Below are 19,631 nucleotides of genomic sequence, written 5' to 3'. Positions count from 1 at the left end.
CGGCGCGAGCGGAAACACGAGCCGTGCGTGACATCCTGACCGCGCTCGCGGGCGCCGTCATCCTGATCCTGATCGCGGCGCTCGCCGCGCCGCCCTTCGTCGATTGGACGGCGCGGCGCCCGTTGATCGATCAGGCGATCGGCGCCTCGCTCGGCCTTCCCGCCCACAGCGACGGCCGGATCGAACTGCGGCTCCTGCCGTCGCCGCGCCTCCGCCTCGACGTGCTGCATCTGGGCGGCGATCCCGAAAAGCCCTCACTCGAGCTCGCCTCGGTCAAGGCCGAGCTCGCGCTCGCGCCTCTGCTCAAAGGCGAGTTCCGCTTCACCGAAACCCGGATCGGCCGAGCCGAGCTGAAACTTCCGGTGAGCGACGGCGACGCGCTGATGCTGCCCGGCAGCCTCGGCGAGGCGTTGGGAGGCCGCGACCTCGTCATCGAGGACCTGTACATCCAGCAAGCGCTCGTCACCACGCAGATCCCGGCCACTGGCCGTACCGAACAAGTCGCCGTCGAGGCGTTGCGGCTCAAGGCGCCTTCGCTCGCGGGCCCTTGGCAGATGGAGGGCGCGAGCGGCGGCGTGCCGTTCCGCCTCGCGAGCACGAAGATCGCGGGCGACGGCGCCACGGTGAAGATCTCGGGCGGCGGTGAGCGCCAGCCCCGCTTCGAGGCGGATGCCCGGATCGTCCTGAAACCCGTCGATCCGGCCAAGCCGAGCGCGCCCGGCGAGATGCGTGCGTTGATCCCCGAGGCCGAAGGCTCGGCGCGCGTCGTGGTCGGTCCGCCGACCAAGGATGCCGGCTCGGCTCTGCCCCTTTCGCTCGCCGGCAAGTTCAAGGCCCGCGGGCCGCTGGTGCACTTCGAGAGCGTCAACGCGGAGATCGATCCGGCAGGCCAGGCCGTGCGGCTCGCCGGAACCGGACAGATCGACCTGCGGACCTGGCGTGCAGGGCTCAGCCTCGAATCCCGCCGGATCAACCTCGACGGGCTGCTCTATTCCTCGGCAGGACAGGCTCTGTTGGCGCGCCGGCTTTCCGGCGACGCCGCCCTGCCGGTGATGCTCGACCTCGACCTGAATGCCGAGAGTGTCGCCTTCGGCCTCGAAGATTGGTCGGACGTGCAGGCCAAGGGTACCCTCGACCGCACCGGCGGCCTCATCCTGCGCCGCTTCACCGGCACCGCGCCAGGCACGACCAAGGTCGATGCCTCCGGCGAGTTCGATGTCGCGAGCTCGCCGCGCTTCAGCGGTCATCTCGAGGTCGACGCGGCGAGTTCCGAGGGGGTCGGCCGCTATCTGCGCCGGTTCGGGATCGAGGGGCCCGCCCTCTCCCTGCTCGACGGGCGCCCGGTCCAAGCGGTGGCCGACGTCACGGCGGCAGCGAACGATCTCTCCCTCAAGGGGTTGCGTGTGTCCCTCGGCGAGGCTCGGCTCTCGGGCGATGCCCACTACACCCGGGGCGAGGGCACGGTGCGTGGGCGGCTGGAGGCCACGCTTCAGGCCCAGGGCGTCGACATTGCCGAGCTGCCGCCGTTCGGCGGGATGCTGCCCTCGCTCGATCGGCACGATGTCGGCCTGACCATCCGCGCGCGCAACGTCCGCTACGGACCGGCCGGCCCCCGCTCGGGCAACGGAACCATCACGGCGAGCATCCAGTCGGACGGGGCGAGCCTCGTCGTCGACCGCCTGGACATCGCCGACCTCGCCGGGGCGAATGCCCGGCTCTCCGGCCGCATTGCCCCGGATGGTGCCGGCCGCATTGCAGGCCATGTCGGCGCACCCTCCGCAGCACCGCTCCTGGCCCTGCTCGACCGGGTCTGGATTCCCGAGGCGCGCCTGCTGCCGGCCTTTCTGAAAGAGGGCGCCCTCGACCTCGACGTGAGCCTGGAGCGCGAGGCCGGCCAGGCCGACACCCTGCGGACCAGCGCCAAGGGCCGGGCCGCCGAGAGCACGATCGACGGCTCGCTGCTCTCGCGCGGCGGACGCCTCGACAGCCTCGACGCCACCATTGCCGCGCCGCGCGCCGGGCGCTGGTTCAAGCGCGACGACATTGCGGGCCTACGCCAGCCTGCGAGCCTGACCGTGAAGGCGCGCCGTGAAGCCGGCGCCGCGACGCCGTTGAACCTCACCGTCGCCGGCACGGTGGCCGGGCTCGACGTCTCGACGGTCAAGCCGCTGATGCTCGATACGGAGGCGGCCCTGCCCAGTGCCGGCACGCTTCACGTGGCGACCGCTGATGCCTCGGCCTTCGTGAGCCTTGCGGGCAGCACGTCACAGCTGGCTGGCCCGCTGCCGGCGGACCTGACCCTGGCTTTCTCACGCAAGGATGCGGGACTGCACATCGAGGCGAGTGGGCGCCTCGCGGAGGCCGACGCCTCGGCGAGCTTCGATCGTGCGACCGATGGCGGCCTTGCCGGCAAAGCCAGCCTGGGCGCGCTCTCGCTGCCGGGACTGGCCGCCGCCCTGGTGCTGCCCACCGACCCGCGGGCAAATGCTGGCGACACCGCCGGCTGGTCTCAGGCGCGGTTCCTGCCCGCTCCGCCGCGCCCGCGCGCCGACCTGTCGCTGTCGGTCGGCCGGCTCGGTCTCGGGAAGGATCTGGTCGCCGAGGGTGCGGCGTTCGAGCTGTCGCTCGATGGCGATGCGCTGAGCCTCAAGAACCTGTCGGGGCGCCTCGCGGGCGGCCAAGTGAGCGGTTCGGCCACGATCGCCCGGCAGGGCAGCGGGGCGAGCGTGTCGGGCGAGGGGGCCTTGTCGGGCGTTTCGATCGCGGCCCTCGCTGGGACCTCCATTCAGGCGCTCGCGGCCGGAGGCCCGATCCGGGCGAATCTGTCGCTGAACCTACGCTACAGCGGCACCGGCGACAGCGCGGCTGCGCTCGCGGCCAATCTCGGCGGCAGCGGGGAGGCGGTGCTCGCCGAGATCACGGTGCCTGCCGCCGATCCCTCCGCGCTCGACCGCACGTTGACCCGCGCGCTCGCCGAGGACGATCCCCTGCGCGAGGGTCGGCTGGCCACCATCCTCTCGGAGGAATTCGACGCGGGAGCGCTTTCGGCCAAAGGGCCGGTCACCACGCCCGTGACGCTCGGTGGCGGCACGCTGCGGAGCGGCCCCGTCGACCTCGACTTCGGCTCGGCGCGCTGGAACGGGGGCTTCACCCTCGACCTGAAGTCGAAGCGCATCGAGGCCCGCGGCACGCTCAGCTCGGCCTCCGCGCCGAAGGGCTGGTCCGGCGGCAAGCCATCGGTCCAACTCAGCTTCGTGGGCACCCTGAACGGGCCACGGCGCGAGATCGAACCCGGCGCGCTCTCCAACGGCCTCTCGGCCCTGGTGCTGCAGCGGGAACTCGAGAAGATCGAGCTTTTCGAGGCCGACCAAGTCGAGCGCCAGCGCCGCCGCGCGCGCATCGAGATGGACCAGGCGCGCGCCGCGGCGCTCAAGGCCGCAGCGGAGAAGGCCGCCAAAGACAAGGCCGCCGAGGATGCGGCCCGGATCGCCCGGATGCGTGCGCAACAGGCCGCCGCCGAAGAGCAGGCCCGTCAGGCCCGCGATCGCCAGAACATCGACGACGAAAGCCGCCGCATCCGTGGCGAGCCTTCGGCCGAACCACTCGATATCCGGCCGCCGCAATAGTCAGGACAGGCGTTTGCTGTCTCAGACGCCGTCGGCTGAGGCCTCAACTGGCGCCGTCACGGTCTCTGTGGAAACGGGCAGCGCCTCGACTGCCGGGCCGGGCAGCTCTGCCACAGCTGGAGGTGTCTGCGGGCGCCCGGCATAGACGCGGCGCTTCAGCCATTCCGGCTGGGCGAAGACCGCGCAGGCATAGGTGCCCGGATGGGCCTTGCAGGGATCGGCGGGCTCGCGATGCGTGGCGTACCGCGCCAGTGCGGCGGCGCAGGTCGCCGCGACGAACACGGCCACCAGCTTGTCTCGACGTCCGATGCGCAAGCTTGCCCCCCAAGCGACCCCACGGCCCTGCCTATCGCGCAGGTTTAGGTTAAGGGACGGTGACAGGGTGTCGCGTGATCAGCCGGTTTTCGCCCGTGTGGCTGCCATCAGCGCGAAGGCGTAGATTAGGCCGACCTCTTCGAGGCGGTCGAAGCGGCCGGCCGCGCCGCCATGGCCGGCTTCCATGTTGATCTTGAGCAGAACCGGGCCGCCGCCGGTCATGGTGGCGCGCAGCCGCGCGACCCATTTCGCCGGCTCCCAATAGGTCACGCGCGGATCGGTGAGGCCGCCGAGCGCCAGGATCGCCGGATAGGCCTTGGCCGCGACGTTGTCGTAGGGCGAGTAGGACAGAATGGTGCGGCAGGCCTCCTCGCTCTCGGCCGGGTTGCCCCATTCGGGCCATTCCGGCGGGGTGAGCGGCAGGTCGCCGTCGAGCATGGTGTTGAGCACGTCGACGAAGGGCACGTCGGCGACGATGGCCGCGAACAGCTCCGGGGCGATGTTGGCGACCGCCCCCATCAGCATGCCGCCAGCGCTGCCTCCATGCGCGACGATGCTTTTCTCGGACGTGTAGCCGGCTTCGACGAGTGCGCGGCCGCAGGCGACGAAGTCCGAAAAGGTATTCGGCTTCTTCTCGCGCTTGCCGTCGAGATACCAGCGCCAGCCTTTCTCGGTGCCGCCGCGGATATGGGCGATGGCGTAGACGAAGCCACGGTCGACCAGGGAGAGGCGGTTGGTGCTGAACGAGGCAGGCATCAGCGTGCCGTAGGAGCCGTAGCCGTAGAGCAGGAGCGGCGCCTTGCCGTCGAGCTCCAGGCCTTTCCGGTGCAGCAGGGAGATAGGCACCTGCTCGCCGTCCGGCGCCGTGGCGAAGAGACGGCGCGTCACGTAGTCGGCGGCGTCGTGGCCGCTCGGCACGACCTGGCGCTTGCGCAGGTGGCGCCCCTTGGTGACGCAGTCGTAGTCGTAGGTCTCGGCCGGCGTCGTCATCGAGGAATAGGTGAAGCGGATGCGAGCCGTCTCGAACTCGTAGCCCGAGGCGAGACCGAGCGAGTAGGCCTCTTCCGGGAACGACACCGTGTGCTCGTTGCCGGCGAGATCGCGCACCACGATGCGGGGCAGGGCGTTCTCGAGTTCGAGCCGCACCATGTGGTTTCCGAGCACGTGCAGGTGCCGGATCATGACGCCGGTCCGGTAGGGCACCGCGTCCTGCCAGTTGGCGCGGTTCGGTGACGCGAGCGGAGCGGTGACGACCTTGAAGTCCTCGGCGCCGTCGGCATTGGTCAGGATGACGAGGAAATCGGCCCAGTGCTCGACCGAGTAGATCAGCCGGTGTTCGCGCGGCGAGACGGTCAGTAAAGCAGAATCCGGCGCCGTGCGGTCGAGGAGATGGACCTCGGCGGTCTCGTGGTCGCTCGCGGTGACGGTGAGGTAGCGGCCGGACTGGGTCTTGCCGATATGGACGAAGAAGCCCGCATCGGCCTCCTCGTAGACCGCGACGTCCTCGGTTTGGGGCGTGCCGAGCTGGTGGCGCATCACCTTGGCGGGACGATGGTTCTCGTCGAGGGCGACGTACCAATAGGAGGCGCCGTCCGCGCTCCAGACCGCCTCGCCGGAAGTTGCCTCGACCCCGTCGGCGGCATCCTCGCCGGTGCCGAGGTCGCGCACGCGGATCGTGTAGAGTTCGGAGCCCTTGGTGTCGGCTCCCCAGGCGAGTTTCCGGTGGTCGTCCGAATGGACCGCAGCGGCGATCTCGAAGAAGGGCCGGCCTTCGCCCTCCCGGTCGCCGTCGAGCAGGATCTGCTCGCCTTCCTCGGGGCCGCCGTCGGCGGCGGTCTCCGCGCCCTGTCCGGGCAGCACCACGACCGTGCGAGGGCGCCGACAGATCAGCGGATGCTGGCCGCCCTCGCGGTGGCGCGTGTAATAGGCGAAGGGGCCGTCCGGCTCCGGTACGCTGGAATCGTCCTCGCGGATGCGTCCGCGCATCTCGGCGACGAGGGTCTTACGCAGGGCCCCAGCCTCGGAGAGTGCTGCCTCGGCGTAAGTATTCTCCGCATCGAGATAGGCGCGGATGTCGGGAGCGAGCGCCGCCGGGTCCTTGAGCACCGCGCGCCAGTTCTCCGCCTTTAACCAGGCGTAGTCGTCCTCGACCTTGTGCTCGTGGATCGTGAAGGCATGCGGCCTGGCCTCCGCCTTCGGCGCATCGGTTGGGAGCGTGAAGGGCGGGAGCGTTTCGGAGGTCATTGGGCGCGTCCGATTGGGTTGAGGGCGGGTCTGCCGCCTGTTCGCCGCCATGTGCCGCGCCCCGGCCCGGCCCGCAACCCGCTCAATATCCCACGCGTCTTTTGCCGTGCCACGGGAGGTTCGGTGCGGGCCGCCGGATGCGCGCGTTCAACTTCGCGTGATCGCGCCGATATCCGTCTCTGCAAAATCTCGACAAATCCCCAGCGCCTGTCGGAAAGTTGATTCCTATTCAAGCTGCATATCTGCTCTGTCTTGCGAGACGTAAGCGAATATCATAAGTGGCGAACCATCGCATCGAGGCTGCCGCTTTTTCCGATACACTTGCGGGCGGGTGCGGTGTGCGAGCCGAAGCAGGCGAGGCGGGGCGATTCTGTTTACCGGAATGCCCGAGGCTCATGCCCGGTGCGCCAACGATGAGGGAATAGATCCGATCATGAACGAAGCTGAGACGCCGGTCGATTTCGTCGAGCTGGCCGCCGACATCGTGTCGGCTTACGTAAGTAACAACCCGGTGCCCCCGGCGGAGCTGCCCCAGCTCCTCACGCGCGTGCACGGCGCGCTCCTGCAGGTGGCCAGCGGCAAGGCTCCCGAGAGCGCCGCCCCGGCCCAGCCGCAGCAGCCGGCGGTGCCGATCAAGAAGTCGGTCACGAACGAGTACATCGTCTGCCTCGAAGACGGCCGCACCTTCAAGTCGCTCAAGCGCCACCTGCGCGCGAAGTACAACCTCAGCCCCGAGCAGTATCGGGCCAAGTGGGGCCTGCCGCCCGACTATCCCATGGTCGCTCCGAGCTACGCCAAGGCCCGCTCCGATCTCGCCAAGGCCATCGGCCTCGGCCAGACCCGCGGCGGCGAGTACGGCGAAGCCGCCTGAGGCTGCGCGATCCCCTCGTGGCGAGGACTGGCCCGGCCCGTCCTCGCCAACAGGGCTTCTCTTCCTGCGCGTGCCTGCTAGGTCATGGCTCACAGAGGCCATCAGGACGAGCGATCACCCGATGAGCGATCACGAGAAGCCGCCCGAGGAAAAACTCCCCGAGATCAACGCCATGCTGGCCGAGTGGACCGCCCGCTCCGCAGACGACAGCGCAATGCTGCTCGAGCGGCTCAAGGGCATGGGCTACGACGTCGCCGGCAAATCCGAAGACGAGATCGCGGAAATCCTGAAGAAGCCGCCGACCCGGCCCGCGTCGCGTTGATCGAGCTCGACGGCCTCTCGCGAGCATAGCAGCACCGCTCTTCGTCCAAGGCAGCGTGACGCTCGCCGGCCATCTCAGGGCGGAAGCGGCGTCAAGGCTTGAAATAGGATATTCTTCTTCTAACCTGGGTATCTTCCTCGTTTGAACGAGGCAGTCCGGCGTTGGAACATATCATGAATATAGCTCGTCATCACAGGCTCGCCGTGGCGCGTACGCGGCCGGTCGAGACGTCGGCTCCGCTCGGGCGGGCGGCCGAGCGGCTGCTCGACCAGCTTGCCGCGGCGGGGGCCTATGCCCTGACCGACCCGATCGATCCGGACATGCTGATCCTGCGCGGGGGAGGCGAGGGCGTGTCGCTTGGGCGCGGGCGTTGTCCGGTGAGCTGTGGTGAGGCCTTGCTCCGCGCGGGTCTCGTCGAGCGGGAAGGCGAGCGCCGGCAGCGGTTGGTGCTCAGCGATGCGGGCGGGGCGCGGCTGCGCCGCCGGGATCGGCCGGGCGAGGTCGCATTTCTCGCGCAGCATCTCGACCTCGTCGTCGACCGTGCCGGCGAGACGCCTGTGCTGCGCGACGCGTCGGAATCTCCGCTCGCCTGGATGGCCCGGCGCCGCGGCCGCGACGGGGCGCCTTTGATCGACGCGGCTGCCTTCGAGGCGGGCGAGCGCCTGCGCCGCGACCTCACCCAGGCGGCGATGCTGCCGCAGGTCGGCCTCGACTGGTCGAGGGTGAAGGTCGATGGCGGGGGACCACGCGACCCGGCCGCGTCGTCCGACCGCCGGGTCGTGGCGAAGGAGAGGGTCGACCGGGCGCTCGCGACCGTGGGTGGGGATCTCTCGGGGCTGCTGATCGACCTGTGCGGCTTCCTCAAGGGGTTGGAGCAGATCGAATCCGAGCGAAGCTGGCCGGCGCGCTCGGCCAAGGTCGTAGCCCGCATCGCGCTAGGTCGGCTCGCCGAGCATTACGGGCTCGCGCGCGAGGCAGTGGGGCCGGACCGGAGCCGTTCGCGGGCGTGGCGCACGGGGCGCTGACGGATCGGATCACCTGTCGGCGCATTCCAGCGGACAGAGCGAGCCGCAGGAGGCGACGCCGGGCAGGCGCTGCCGCAGGCAGCACACGCGCCGCCGTGCGCAGCCGGAGGCTCCCGGGCATAAAGCTCGGGCGAGGGGGCTTCCGGCACCGGCTCGGGCGCCGGGCCATCCAAGGCAGGAGGCGATGTCGGCGCAAGCCAGCGCGGTCTCCTCCCCGATTTCGCGGGCGACGTAGTCGAAGATGACTGCGGCATTGCCCCAGAGCACCCTGGGCGCGATGCCGCATTGCGCCCGGCAGAGCTCGACGAAGGGGTGCAGGTGGTCGTCCATCAGACCGGCGAGGCCCTGTGCCGCCGCGCAGGCGGACGGGCGCGCCGCCGCGACGGCGTCCGGTGGTACGAGCAGGCAGGCGGGGCGGCCGGCCTCGTCGCATTCGAGGCTCGTCGCCTCGAAGGCGAGCGGCAGCGGGCGGCCGAGGCACATCAGCGCGGTCAGAGCGGGTGTGGCCAGGACGGCGAAGTAGAACTGGCTCCAATAGGACACCAAGGCCCGCCGGTCGGTCGTATCGAGGTCCAGTCCCTTGCTGAAACGGTCCAGCATGGCATCGAAGACGTCGGGGTCGCGCAAGCTGGTCAGCGGCAGCGCATCCGGGCTGCCGGGACCGGTCGCGACGCCACCGCGATAGGCGCCGAGCGAATCGGGGACGCGCTCGGCGATCTCCTCGATCATGAACGCTCCGCCTCATCGGCCTGCAGCGTCCGGCGGATCGCGGCGATGAGCCAGGCGGCTGCGACGGCGTAGAGGGGCAGGGCGGCCGTGAAATAGCCCGGCCAGCCGAGGCCGCCGGCGAGCGCCGGTGCCGCCACCCGCGGCGGCATTGCCGCGAAGAAGGCCGCCCCGAACAGCAGCGCATAGTCGGTGGCCGGCTGCGGACCCTGCGCCCAGCGGTAGATCATCTTGAACACCGGCACGCCCATCAGCCCCGCGCAGACGAAGTTTCCGACCGTCGCGGCGATAGCGAGCCAAGCCGCGCCAGTGGCGCAGGCGGTCGCCATCGCGCCCCCGGTGGCGAGGACGCCGAGCGCTCCGATGACAAGCATCCGCACCGTGCCGAACCGCGCCGCGAGGCCGGCGGCCACCACGGCCATGACCAGATTGACCGCCGGAAACACCGTGCCGGTCAGGAGGCCGACCTGCGACAGGGGCACGCCGAGATCGAGGAGCGCCAGGGTGTTCGGCCCCGACAGCAGATAGGTCGCCGCGAAATAGGCGCCGAGCACCAGGATCCGAATGCCCACCGCCCGCAACCGCGCCAGGGCGCCGGCGAAACGCTCAGGCCTGCCGCCGGCGCCCCGCAGGCGCTCCTCCGGATAGAACAGGATCGGCAGCAGGCAGAGGATATCCAGGGCCGCGCAGGCAAGGATGGCGCCTTGCCACCCGATGGAATCGTAGGCACCGACCAGGACGCCGATGCCGAGGATGCCGCCGAGCGAGCCGCCGCAGAGCTTTGCCGAGGCGACGAAGGTGCGCTGCTCGGCCGGCACGGTCTCGACGACGAGGGCCTCCAGCGCGATGTCCATGGTGGCGACGCAGGCACAGGCAGCGACGGCCAGAGCGAGCAGGGCCGGCAGCGGCCAATGCTCGCCGAAGCTCAAGCCGGCCAGCAGCGCCACCGTCATGCCCTGTGCGGCGACGATCCAGCCGGTCCAGTGATCGAGGATCGGCAGTCGGATTCGGTCGAGGACGGCGGACCACAGGAAAGTCAGCCCCACCGGCAGGTTGATGAGCTGCAGCAGGCCGACCTCGGCCAGCTCCATGCCCCTGGCGCGTAGGATCAATGGCGCGCCGCCCGAGAGGAAGCCGAGCGTGGCGCCGAAGGTCACGTAGAGGCAGAAGAATGGCGCGAGGGCGCGGATCGCAGGGAGGCGCCCAGCGCGGATTTCGGTTTGCGAGGCCACGGCTCCGCTCATCGCGCCAGCCCAGCGACGCGGTCCCGATCGAGCCGGCGATCGTGCGAGCGGTCGCAGTTTAGAATGGAACTAATCCGTTGGCGTCGTTGAGTTTTCTCTGACTACTCAACTGGTGTCGAAGGAGCAAGGCAGCGCCGTCGTCGCGTTTAGGCGAGGCTCATTCCGCGGCGGCCGCCTTTTGCGACGTCAGGAGGTCGGCCGGCACCCGATCGGCCGTCTCGACGTCGAAATCGTCCACGGGAATGCGCACCATGAAGCGCTCGGCCATCTCGAACATCAGGATGTCGGGTCGCACGCGCGCGACGTGGGTCCAGTCGATGCTGGACGACCAGATGAAGTGCAATTCCGCGAAGCTCTCGGCGAGGAAGCCGGTGAGGAGGGTGCGTGTGAACTGCGCGCAGGAATCCCCGAACAGCATCACGGTACGCGGATCGGCATCGGGCGAGGCGTTCCGGTAGATGACGTGGGCGCCGACATGCAGTTCGCTGATGCGGCCGGCGGCCTCGTAGGCCTCGACTCGTGGGCTCGCCCAGGCGCGCACGGCGTTGCGATCGAGCGTCCAGTGCGTGACCGTTTCGAGAGGCGGATCGGATAGCTTCTCGCCAAGATCCCAGACCCCCTCTGTGGTGAAGCGCGGCCGGCTGCCGACGTCGGCCAGGGGAACCGCGCCGCAGGCCCGCATCAGGGCGCGATAGGCGACATGGCAGCCCTCGTAGCTCCAGTGGGTGTCCGTCCGGCGGTAGAGTTCGGCGTCGTCGCGCGCCGCGCGCAAGGGAGCGACGAGGTCGACGAAGCCGGCGAGCCCCATCAGGCGACGGGCGAGCCGTCGGGCCGGCGAGCGGGCTGGGTCGTAGCGCAGGCCGTCGGTGCGGTCGTCGTAGATCGACAGCTTCTCCGGCACGATCGTCTGGACGCAGCGGATACCGAGCACCTGCGCGCGGGCGCTGCGCTGCCGGATCAGCCGAGCCCAGGCCCAAATCCGCAGGAAGTGCCAGGACAGGCGGCGGTATTGGATCAGGACGGAGTTGGTGCCACCGATCAGAAAGAGCCAACCGTCGCGGCCGACATGGACGGTGGTGGCGGGATCGGGAGCCTGCATCAGCGGTGTCTAGACCATTTTCGCGCCAGGGCGATTCCCGCCCCGCGACATCGGTGAGGCCGCTCGGTTGCGGCCCGCCATTGGAACCGTGGGACTGCCGCGCCATTTCGACGAGATCATGCCCGAACCGATCCCGCCCCTGATCCTGACGCTCCAGATGGAGGAAGACACCTTCCTGCGGTTCGAGGAGCTGCGCCGCCGGCATTTTCCCGAGACGCTCAACAAGATTCCGGCTCACGCCACGCTGTTTCATGCGCTTCCCGGCGAGGAGGAGGCCGGCATCACCGATACGATCGACGGGCTCGCCCGTGCGATGAAGCCGGTGGATGTCTCGGTGACGGGCCTGCGCTTCACCGGCCGCGGCGTCGCCTTCGTGCTGGATTGCGAGGCGTTGTCGGCGTTTCGCGCGCGTCTGGCCTCGGCCTTCGAGCAATGGCTGACACCGCAAGACCGGCAAGGTTGGCGCCCGCACGTCACGGTACAGAACAAGGTAGAACCCGAGACGGCGCGCACGCTGCAGGCCGATCTGGAGCGGGATTTCGTGCCGTTCCGGTTCACGGCCTCGGGCGTGCTGCTGTGGCGCTATCTCGGCGGGCCCTGGGAGCCGCGGGCCGCCCTGCTGTTCGGCGGGAGCCGCTAGCGATGGGCATGCTCGATCTCGCCCGTCGTACCGGCGCACCGATCGCCGGGGGGGCCAGCCGGATCTGGCTGAGGCTCTACCTCAACGAGGTCGGCCCGCTGGTCTCGCTGCTCGCGCTCAGCCTGCTCGGCTACGGTTTCTTCGCCCTGGCGCACGAAGTCGGCGAGGGCTCGACGGCGGCGCTCGACCGCCGGCTACTGCTCGCGCTGCGCAATCCTGCGGATCTCGCCGACCCGATCGGACCGCCCTGGCTCGAGGAAGCGATGCGCGACATCACCGGCTGGGGCAGCGTCGTCACCATTGTCGTTCTGACGGCCAGCGTCTGCGCCTATCTCGCGCTGACGCAGCGTCGGCGCGTAGCCGCCTTCGTTCTGGCGGCGGTGGGCGGCGGGGAGGGCGTCTCGACCGTCCTCAAGCTCTTCTACCACCGGCCGCGGCCGGACCTCGTCCCGCACGGCATGGAGGTGTTCACGGCGAGCTTTCCGTCTGGCCACGCCATGATGTCGGCCATCGCCTTCCTCACGCTCGGAATCCTGCTCGCCCGTGTCGAGCGGCGTCGCCGGGTGAGTGCCATGATCATGGTCCTGGCCATCGCCATGACGCTGCTGGTGGGATTGAGCCGCGTCTACCTCGGCGTGCATTGGCCAAGCGACGTCCTGGCCGGCTGGACCGTCGGCGCAGCATGGGCGGCCCTGTGCTGGTTCGTCGCTCTGCAGTTACAACGCCGCGGCGACGTCGAGCCGACGGGGCCGCCGGCGGCATGACGCCCCGCACCGTCAACCTTAACGAAACGTAAAGATTGGCCGGCGGCAGCTTTCTGGTATTCGATTGCATTGACGGAGCGCAGTGCAACCATCTGTTCAAAAGGCTCAGCCGTGAGCGAGCGTCGCCAGGCCCCACGGGGGCGTGTCTATCTCGGTGGACGGATCGTCCATCGGCGCATCTATTCCGACACGAGCTGCCTGCTGCGCGACCTGTCGTCGGGCGGCGCGCGGCTGAGGGTGAGCGGTGCCGTCCCGCTGCCTGAGCGCTTCGACCTCGTCGTCGATCGTCACGAAACGACGCAGCTGGTGGAGCTGGTCTGGCGCCGGGGCGACGAGGCGGGTGTCCGCTTCGCACAACCGAACGGCGAGGAACGAACCGAGGCTGCCCCCTCGGCAGCCCGGATCGCGATGGCGTTCGAACGCCGGAACGGGGACCGTCGGCTCCACTGAGTCGGCGCTACTTGCCGATGCAGAAGCCGGCAAACAATCGGTCGAGCATCTCATCGACGCCGACATGGCCGACGACGGTGCCGAGCGCCCGCACGGCAAGGCGCAGATCTTCGGCAACGAGTTCCGGCGCAGCCGCGACGCCCTGCGCGACCCGGTCGAGGTGATCGCAGGCGCGTGTCAGGGCCTCGCGGTGGCGCTCGCGCGTGACCAGGGCATCCCCGCCGCCGAGCGAGGCTTCGGCCGCGGCGCGAATGGCGTCGAGCAACCCGTCGAGACCGGCACCGGTCATGGCGGAGACGCCGAGTGCACCGGTCTCCGCGGCGCATCTGAGATCGATCTTGGTGCGAACTGCAACGCCTCGCGCCGAGGTCGCCTCTGGATCGGTCGCTGCGTCGGGCGGCAGCAGGTGCAGCACGAGGTCGGCATCCTCCATCCGGCGCCGCGTCCGGCGAATGCCCTCGGATTCCACGGGATCGTCGGTCTCGCGCAGGCCAGCCGTGTCGACGAGCACCACCGGGAGACCGCCGAGGTCGCAGCGGACCTCGATGGCGTCGCGGGTGGTGCCGGGGATGTCGGAGACGATAGCCGCCTCGCGGCCGGCGAGAGCGTTGAGCAGCGTCGACTTTCCGGCATTCGGCGCCCCGGCCAGAACCACGAAGAAGCCCTCGCGGAGCCGCTCGCCGCGCCGCCCGTCGCCGAGCGCGATGCGAATGCCGTCCGCCAGCGCGCGCGCATCCTCCGCGAGACCGGCCTCCAGGCTCTCCTCGTCGACATCGCCCTCGTCGGCGAAGTCGAGGGCGGCCTCCGTGCGGGCGTAGAGGTCGATTGCCGACAGGCGCCAGGTCTCGACCTGCCGGCCCAGCGCGCCGTCGAGCTGGCGAAGGGCCTGCCGGCGCTGGGCCTCGGTCTCGGCATCGACGAGGTCGGCGATGCCTTCGGCCTGCGTAAGGTCGAGCCGGCCGTTGAAGGCGGCGCGTCGCGAAAAATCGCCGGGGCCGGCGGCTCGGCAGTCGGGGAACCGCGCGAGTGCCCCGAGCACGGCATGGCGCACGGCGAGGCCGCCATGAAGGTGAAGCTCGGCCATGTCCTCGCCGGTGAAGGTGGCCGGCCCCGGCATGAAGACGACGAGGCCGCGGTCGAGAATTTCGCTGGTTTCGGGATCGCGAAGGGCGCGCAGTGACAGCCGGCGCGGGGCGGGCACGGTGCCGGCGATTGCCTCGAGCAGATCTCTACAGACCGGCCCGCTGATGCGGATCACGCAGACCGCCGCACGGCCGAAACCGCTGGCAGGTGCGAAGAGTGTGGGTTCGGCGGAGGACGGCATTTGCGAGAGACCGGCCATCGGCGCTTCTCACCCCAACCCCGTTATTGCGAGCGAGAGCGAAGCAATCCAGAGCCAACGCGCCGACGTTGCGGCTGTGGCCCTGGATTGCTTCGCTGCTCTCGCAATGACGGCTCAGGTGTTCATCGAGTCGAAGAAGTCGCCGTTGGTCTTGGTCTGGCGGAGCTTGTCCATCAGGAACTCGATCGCGTCGGTGACGCCCATCGGGTTCAGGATGCGGCGCAGGACGTAGGTCTTCTTGAGCGCGTCGGCCGGGACCAGCAGCTCCTCCTTGCGGGTGCCGGAGCGGGTGATGTCGATCGCCGGGAAGATGCGCTTGTCCGAGACCTTGCGGTCCAGGATGATTTCCGAGTTACCGGTGCCCTTGAACTCTTCGAAGATCACCTCGTCCATGCGCGAGCCGGTATCGATGAGCGCGGTGGCGATGATCGAGAGCGAGCCGCCCTCCTCGATATTGCGGGCGGCACCGAAGAAGCGCTTCGGGCGCTGCAGGGCGTTGGCGTCGACACCGCCGGTCAGCACCTTGCCGGAGGACGGCACCACCGTGTTGTAGGCGCGGCCGAGGCGGGTGATCGAATCGAGCAGGATGACCACGTCGCGGCCATGCTCCACGAGGCGCTTGGCCTTCTCGATCACCATCTCGGCGACCTGGACGTGGCGGGTCGCCGGCTCGTCGAAGGTCGAGGCGATGACCTCGCCCTTCACCGAGCGGATCATGTCGGTGACCTCTTCCGGGCGCTCGTCGATGAGCAGCACGATGAGGTAGCATTCGGGGTGGTTGATGGTGATCGACTGCGCGATGTTCTGCATCAGCACGGTCTTACCGGTGCGCGGCGGCGCGACGATCAGGGCGCGCTGGCCCTTACCGATCGGCGCCACGATGTCGATGATCCGCGGCGAGAAGTCCTTCTTCGGCGGCGCGTCGAGTTCGAGCTTGAAGCGCTGCGTCGGGAAGAGCGGCGTCAGGTTGTCGAAATGGACCTTGTGCTTGATCTTCTCGGGGTTCTCGAAGTTGATCGTGTTGACCTTGAGCAGCGCGAAGTAGCGCTCGCCGTCCTTGGGGCCGCGGATCGGGCCTTCGACGGTATCGCCGGTGCGCAGGCCGAAGCGGCGGATCTGCAGCGGCGAGATGTAGATGTCGTCCGGGCCGGGCAGGTAGTTCGATTCCGACGAGCGCAGGAAGCCGAAGCCGTCCTGCAGCACCTCGACGGTGCCGGCGCCGATGATCTCGGTTTCCCTGGCAGCGAGCTGCTTCAGGATCGCGAACATCAGCTCTTGCTTGCGCATGGTCGAGGCGTTCTCGACCTCGACTTCCTCGGCGAAGGTGATGAGCTCGGTGGGCGACTTCGCTTTCAGGTCCTGAAGCTTGACCTCGCGGCGGGCCTCGGTCTCGGCAACCGCGACCGGTGCCTCGACGGGCTCGTCCGTGGAAACCGGAGCGTCGTTCTGTGACGTCATGGGGAGATTTCGAACCGACGGAGTGCGGGGAGAGGAAGGTGGGTGGGGAGGATTTCGTTCGAGCCGGGTGCAGGAGGAGCGCCACGGGTCGGATCGTCATCGCCGGAAGCGATCGGCCCGCGCATCGTCTTGAATGGACCTCGGGGGCCCCGGATGCGGCACGACTACGATCGGAAAGCGAGCGTGCTTAGCGCGTTTCGATGCCCGGCTCAAGGCCGCCGTCGAGGACGGGAGGCCGTCAGCCGGGATGGACATAGCTGAAGCCGAGACGCCCGTCCGACATCCTCGCCGGCAGGCAGCGCAGCCCCGGCGAGGCGGAGGTGGCCCAAGGCACCAGTCGGCGGCGGAGAATCCAGCCGCGCCGGCCGTCCGGCATCAGGACGCGCGTTTAGCCCTTCACGCTGCGCGCGGAGACGGCCGCGATGACAGGTTCCTCGGGCATTCCGAGTTCGGCGGCCCCCGCTCGCGGTGCGTCCCGGACGACGAGAGGCTCACCGCCGGACGATGCCGCCGCCAGCATGCAGCGGTATCCTTTCAGCAGCTCGACGACCTGCGGCTCCTGCGCCCGCGTCGGGCCGCCCACCACGCCGACGAAACCAGCAGACAGAAGTCGTGCGTAGAGACGCATCGTCATCCGAAGCCGCACCTCAGCGCCGCCGCAGGCGGACATAGAGCGCGCCGGCTCCGCCGTGATGCCGCGCGGCCTCCTCGAAGCCCAATACTATGGTGCGCAATTCGCCGCCGCGCAGCCAATGCGGCACGGAGCGGCGAAGCACGCCGCGCTCGGAGAAAGCTCCGTCGGCGGCGGTATCCCCGCCCTTGCCCGTTACGACGAGAACCCGGGCATGACCGGCCTGGCGCGAGCGCAGCAGGAATCTGACGAGCGCGGCGTGGGCATCCGCCTGGTAGAGGCCGTGCAGGTCGATGCGGGCGTCGATCGTCAGCGTCCCCCGGCGAAGGCCCATGCGCTCGCGGCGCTCCAGTCCGGGCGCCTTGGGAGCCGACGTTAGCGTGAAGGGCTGCGGCGACGGGACGGCCGGCGCACGCGCCAGCTCGGCGAGCTTCACTGGGCGATGCGATGCCGGTTTCTGGATCGGCCTCGGCGGCTCGACGGGCTTTGCGGCGACGGGGAGGGCGGCGCGCTTCCTTTCCGCCTTGACCGGGGCAGAGGCCGTCGGCTCATCGAGCTTCGGCTTGGCACGGCCGCGCAGGGGAGTGATCAGCTTGGCGATTTCACCCCAGAGGCGTGCCTCTTCACCCGAGAGCGTGCGTGGTCGTCGCGGCCGTCTCATGGAGACCCTGGCCGATCCAGCCTCCCTTCCGTCATTGCGAGCGCAGGGTAACAATCCAGAGCCGACGCGCCGACGTCGCGGGTGCGATCCTGGATTGCTTCGCTGCGCTCGCAATGACGGGGAGGCTGTCTCTTGCGCATGGAGAGTCAGCGGGCATCCGCCGAAGCCGGCGGAGCCGAGGGTTTCGGGAGCAGCACGACGAAGCTGATTGCGTGGCGCAGGTTGCCGGCGGCGGCGCCCGCCGCATCCCCCGTGCCGAGATAGAGGTCGCCACGCGCCGGGCCAACGATCGCCGAGCCGGTATCCTGCGCCACCACGAGGCGCCCGCGCTGGCCGGCATCCGGCGAGAGCTGGCCGTCGAGCCAGAACGGCAGACCGTAACGCCAGAGCGTGGCATCGACGGCGAGGCTGCGGCCGGGCGTCAGCGGCACGCCCGCGCCGCCCGGCGGACCGAGGGCGACGTCCGTCGCCTCCTCGACCTTGAAGAAGACGTAGGCCGCGTTGGTCCGCATCAGCCGCCGAGCCTCGGCCGGATGGGCGCGCAGCCAGCCCGCCCAGCGCGCGAAGGTCAGCCCTTCGAGGGGCAGATGGCCCTCGGTGACGATCGTCTTGACGACCGAGCTGTAGGGCCGGCCGTTCTTGCCGTCGTAGCGCACGCGCAGGCTGCGCCCGTCGGGCAAGCGCACGCGGCCTGAGCCTTGAACCTGCAGCACGAACAGGTCGACCGGATCGCGCAGCCAGAGCACGGGCTTCGCGTGGTCGCCAAGCGCGCCATCCTCGATCGCGGCCCGGTCGGGATAGGGCTCGAAGCCCGTCGGCGTCTTCCGGGCAAAGCGCAGTGACGGATCGAGGCCCGGCGGAGTTTGGCCGGGCTCGATGGCGACGAGATCGTCAGGGCGGCCGAGAGCCGCGGCCGTGAAACCCGGAGCGGGGATGAGCGAGGCTGTGAGCTCCGGCTCGAAATACCCCGTAAGGAAGCCCGCATGCCGCTCGGATTCGATCGCGCGCGCCGGCCGGGTGACGCGGTAGGCGGTGAACGTGCTCTCGAAGAAGGCACGGGCATTTTCGCGCGGGATGGCGCGGGCAGCCTCACAGGCGGCGGCGAGATCCGTCGTGGAGCCGTGAACGCCGGCCAGCTGGCTGAGGGCGGCGAGCGGCGCGTTGCAGGTGAGGCGGAAGGCGTCCAGGGCGGCGGCTTGGTCGTCCGCCGCGAAGCCGGGAAGGCTCGTCAGCGCGAGCGGTTCGAGCACCGCCTCGCCGAAGCGAAGCGGCTCGGCTGCCTGAGCCGGAACAACGAGGAAGGCCGCAGCCGCCGCGATCGCGGCGATGGATGTGGACCTGGATGCGGCCATTTTTCGCGCAGTCGGGTCAGCTGCCGGCCTCGGTGGCGACGAGCTGCCAGTTGGGATCGCGGCTGCCGAGGGTGCGGGCGAAGGTCCAGACGTCGGGCACCTCGACCACCGCCTCGGCGCTGCCGTCGATCACCTTGCCGTCCGCGTCGCGCGTCGCGGTGATCAGGCTCGACAGGAAGCGCACGGTGATCTGGGCCATCCGGTTCTTCACGTCGACGGCGACGATCTCGGCCTTATCGATCGAGACGAAGGTGGCCTCGGAGGTTTCCTTGCGCTGCTCGCGCTCGCTAATCGCGCGCTCGAAGCCCTCGGCGACTTCGCGAGAGAGCAGGCTGCGCAGGGTCTTGCGGTCACCCTTGTTGAAGGCCAGCACGATGGCCTCGTAGGCCTGCTTGGCGCCCTCGACGAAGCCGCGCGGATCGAAGTTCGGCTCGAGCTGGAGCACCTGTTCGAGTCCGCTCGCTACCGGCGAACCGGGCTCGGCGATGCCGCGCCAGTCTCGCACCGGCGCCGCGGCGGGTGCGGCGGCCTGCGGACGGTCCGCGCCCGGCAGGCGCACCACGTTGTCGCTCTCGGCGCGGCCGGCCGGCGGCTCGGTCCGGTTTCGCTCGACCGGGCGGAACGGCGAGCGCTCGGCCCCCGTCTTCTGGCCCAGCACCGAGCGAAGCCGCCAGATCACGAAGACCGCGAGCGCCAGGAAGATGATCGTCGTAACGTCGAAGGAATCCTGCATCACCGATCCGGATCGTGGTCACCGCACGCACGTGCTGGTCACGAACGTGCTCTGGTCGCGAGGCGTTGGAAACCTCCCGCCACCCGCCCTTTAGCCGAGCCTCGCGCAAGGATCGAGCCGCAAGGCTG

At 69.6% G+C, this 19,631-nt stretch carries 18 protein-coding genes; 7 read left to right on the top strand and 11 right to left on the bottom strand.

Annotated features, from left to right (window positions below; translation table 11 throughout):
- Window positions 1–23 precede the first annotated feature (23 nt).
- Entirely contained in the window at window positions 24–3,626 is a 3,603-nt protein-coding gene (locus GGR33_RS06640) for an AsmA family protein (RefSeq protein WP_183503106.1), read from the top strand.
- A 21-nt stretch (window positions 3,627–3,647) separates the two neighbouring features.
- On the opposite strand, the gene GGR33_RS06635 is transcribed toward GGR33_RS06640, so the two are convergent.
- Together GGR33_RS06635 and GGR33_RS06630 are read right to left on the bottom strand one after the other, a co-directional pair.
- Window positions 3,648–3,914 carry a hypothetical protein gene (locus GGR33_RS06635; RefSeq protein WP_183503104.1) on the bottom strand — a complete coding sequence of 89 codons (267 nt, stop codon included), beginning with the start codon at window positions 3,912–3,914 and terminating at the stop codon, window positions 3,648–3,650.
- A 105-nt stretch (window positions 3,915–4,019) separates the two neighbouring features.
- Complete coding sequence (locus tag GGR33_RS06630) at window positions 4,020–6,185, bottom strand: S9 family peptidase (RefSeq protein ID WP_183503102.1); 2,166 nt, start codon at window positions 6,183–6,185, stop codon at window positions 4,020–4,022.
- A gap of 433 nt (window positions 6,186–6,618) precedes the next feature.
- Here GGR33_RS06630 and GGR33_RS06625 point away from each other — a divergent pair, with 433 nt between their 5' ends.
- The 3 genes from GGR33_RS06625 to GGR33_RS06615 all read left to right on the top strand — a co-directional run bounded on the left by GGR33_RS06625 (window position 6,619) and on the right by GGR33_RS06615 (window position 8,403).
- Window positions 6,619–7,056: a Ros/MucR family transcriptional regulator gene (locus GGR33_RS06625; RefSeq protein WP_183503100.1), complete on the top strand. Its 438-nt coding sequence runs from the start codon at window positions 6,619–6,621 to the stop codon at window positions 7,054–7,056.
- Between the two features lie 121 nt (window positions 7,057–7,177).
- Entirely contained in the window at window positions 7,178–7,378 is a 201-nt protein-coding gene (locus GGR33_RS06620) for a hypothetical protein (protein WP_183503098.1), read from the top strand.
- A gap of 173 nt (window positions 7,379–7,551) precedes the next feature.
- Entirely contained in the window at window positions 7,552–8,403 is an 852-nt protein-coding gene (locus GGR33_RS06615) for a DUF6456 domain-containing protein (RefSeq protein ID WP_210301859.1), read from the top strand.
- Window positions 8,404–8,412: 9 nt separating this feature from the next.
- Here GGR33_RS06615 and fhuF read toward each other — a convergent pair whose 3' ends face one another.
- From fhuF to GGR33_RS06600, 3 genes are all read right to left on the bottom strand, one after another.
- Complete coding sequence (fhuF, locus tag GGR33_RS06610) at window positions 8,413–9,132, bottom strand: siderophore-iron reductase FhuF (RefSeq protein ID WP_183503096.1); 720 nt, start codon at window positions 9,130–9,132, stop codon at window positions 8,413–8,415.
- The gene (locus GGR33_RS06605; protein ID WP_183503094.1) at window positions 9,129–10,373 is read right to left on the bottom strand and encodes an MFS transporter; all 1,245 of its coding nucleotides are present in this window, start codon (window positions 10,371–10,373) and stop codon (window positions 9,129–9,131) included. The genes fhuF and GGR33_RS06605 overlap by 4 nt, the downstream gene beginning before the upstream one ends.
- A 157-nt stretch (window positions 10,374–10,530) precedes the next feature.
- Entirely contained in the window at window positions 10,531–11,472 is a 942-nt protein-coding gene (locus GGR33_RS06600) for an alginate O-acetyltransferase AlgX-related protein (protein WP_183503091.1), read from the bottom strand.
- A gap of 118 nt (window positions 11,473–11,590) precedes the next feature.
- On the opposite strand from GGR33_RS06600, the gene GGR33_RS06595 reads away from it, so the two are divergent.
- From GGR33_RS06595 to GGR33_RS06585, 3 genes are all read left to right on the top strand, one after another.
- Entirely contained in the window at window positions 11,591–12,112 is a 522-nt protein-coding gene (locus GGR33_RS06595; protein ID WP_183503089.1) for a 2'-5' RNA ligase family protein, read from the top strand.
- An 8-nt stretch (window positions 12,113–12,120) separates the two neighbouring features.
- Window positions 12,121–12,876: a phosphatase PAP2 family protein gene (locus GGR33_RS06590; protein WP_183503584.1), complete on the top strand. Its 756-nt coding sequence runs from the start codon at window positions 12,121–12,123 to the stop codon at window positions 12,874–12,876.
- 111 nt (window positions 12,877–12,987) lie between these two features.
- On the top strand, window positions 12,988–13,326 hold the full coding sequence (locus tag GGR33_RS06585; RefSeq protein ID WP_183503087.1) for a PilZ domain-containing protein: 339 nt from the start codon (window positions 12,988–12,990) through the stop codon (window positions 13,324–13,326).
- A 7-nt stretch (window positions 13,327–13,333) separates the two neighbouring features.
- On the opposite strand, the gene mnmE is transcribed toward GGR33_RS06585, so the two are convergent.
- From mnmE to GGR33_RS06555, 6 genes are all read right to left on the bottom strand, one after another.
- Complete coding sequence (gene mnmE / locus GGR33_RS06580) at window positions 13,334–14,668, bottom strand: tRNA uridine-5-carboxymethylaminomethyl(34) synthesis GTPase MnmE (RefSeq protein WP_246412872.1); 1,335 nt, start codon at window positions 14,666–14,668, stop codon at window positions 13,334–13,336.
- A gap of 114 nt (window positions 14,669–14,782) precedes the next feature.
- Entirely contained in the window at window positions 14,783–16,126 is a 1,344-nt protein-coding gene (gene rho / locus GGR33_RS06575; protein ID WP_183503085.1) for a transcription termination factor Rho, read from the bottom strand.
- Window positions 16,127–16,514: 388 nt separating this feature from the next.
- Entirely contained in the window at window positions 16,515–16,760 is a 246-nt protein-coding gene (locus GGR33_RS06570; RefSeq protein ID WP_183503083.1) for a hypothetical protein, read from the bottom strand.
- A gap of 13 nt (window positions 16,761–16,773) precedes the next feature.
- Window positions 16,774–17,418 (bottom strand): Smr/MutS family protein, encoded by a 645-nt coding sequence (locus tag GGR33_RS06565; RefSeq protein ID WP_183503081.1) that lies wholly within the window; start codon window positions 17,416–17,418, stop codon window positions 16,774–16,776.
- Window positions 17,419–17,564: 146 nt separating this feature from the next.
- Window positions 17,565–18,770: an MltA domain-containing protein gene (locus tag GGR33_RS06560; RefSeq protein WP_183503079.1), complete on the bottom strand. Its 1,206-nt coding sequence runs from the start codon at window positions 18,768–18,770 to the stop codon at window positions 17,565–17,567.
- A gap of 16 nt (window positions 18,771–18,786) precedes the next feature.
- Window positions 18,787–19,503, bottom strand: a complete 717-nt coding sequence (locus tag GGR33_RS06555) for a Tim44/TimA family putative adaptor protein (RefSeq protein WP_183503077.1) — start codon at window positions 19,501–19,503, stop codon at window positions 18,787–18,789.
- Window positions 19,504–19,631 lie beyond the last annotated feature (128 nt).

This window comes from Methylobacterium brachythecii, from assembly GCF_014196345.1.
Classification (GTDB): Bacteria; Pseudomonadota; Alphaproteobacteria; order Rhizobiales; family Beijerinckiaceae; genus Methylobacterium; species Methylobacterium brachythecii.
This window is presented reverse-complemented; position numbering and strand designations above follow the sequence as displayed.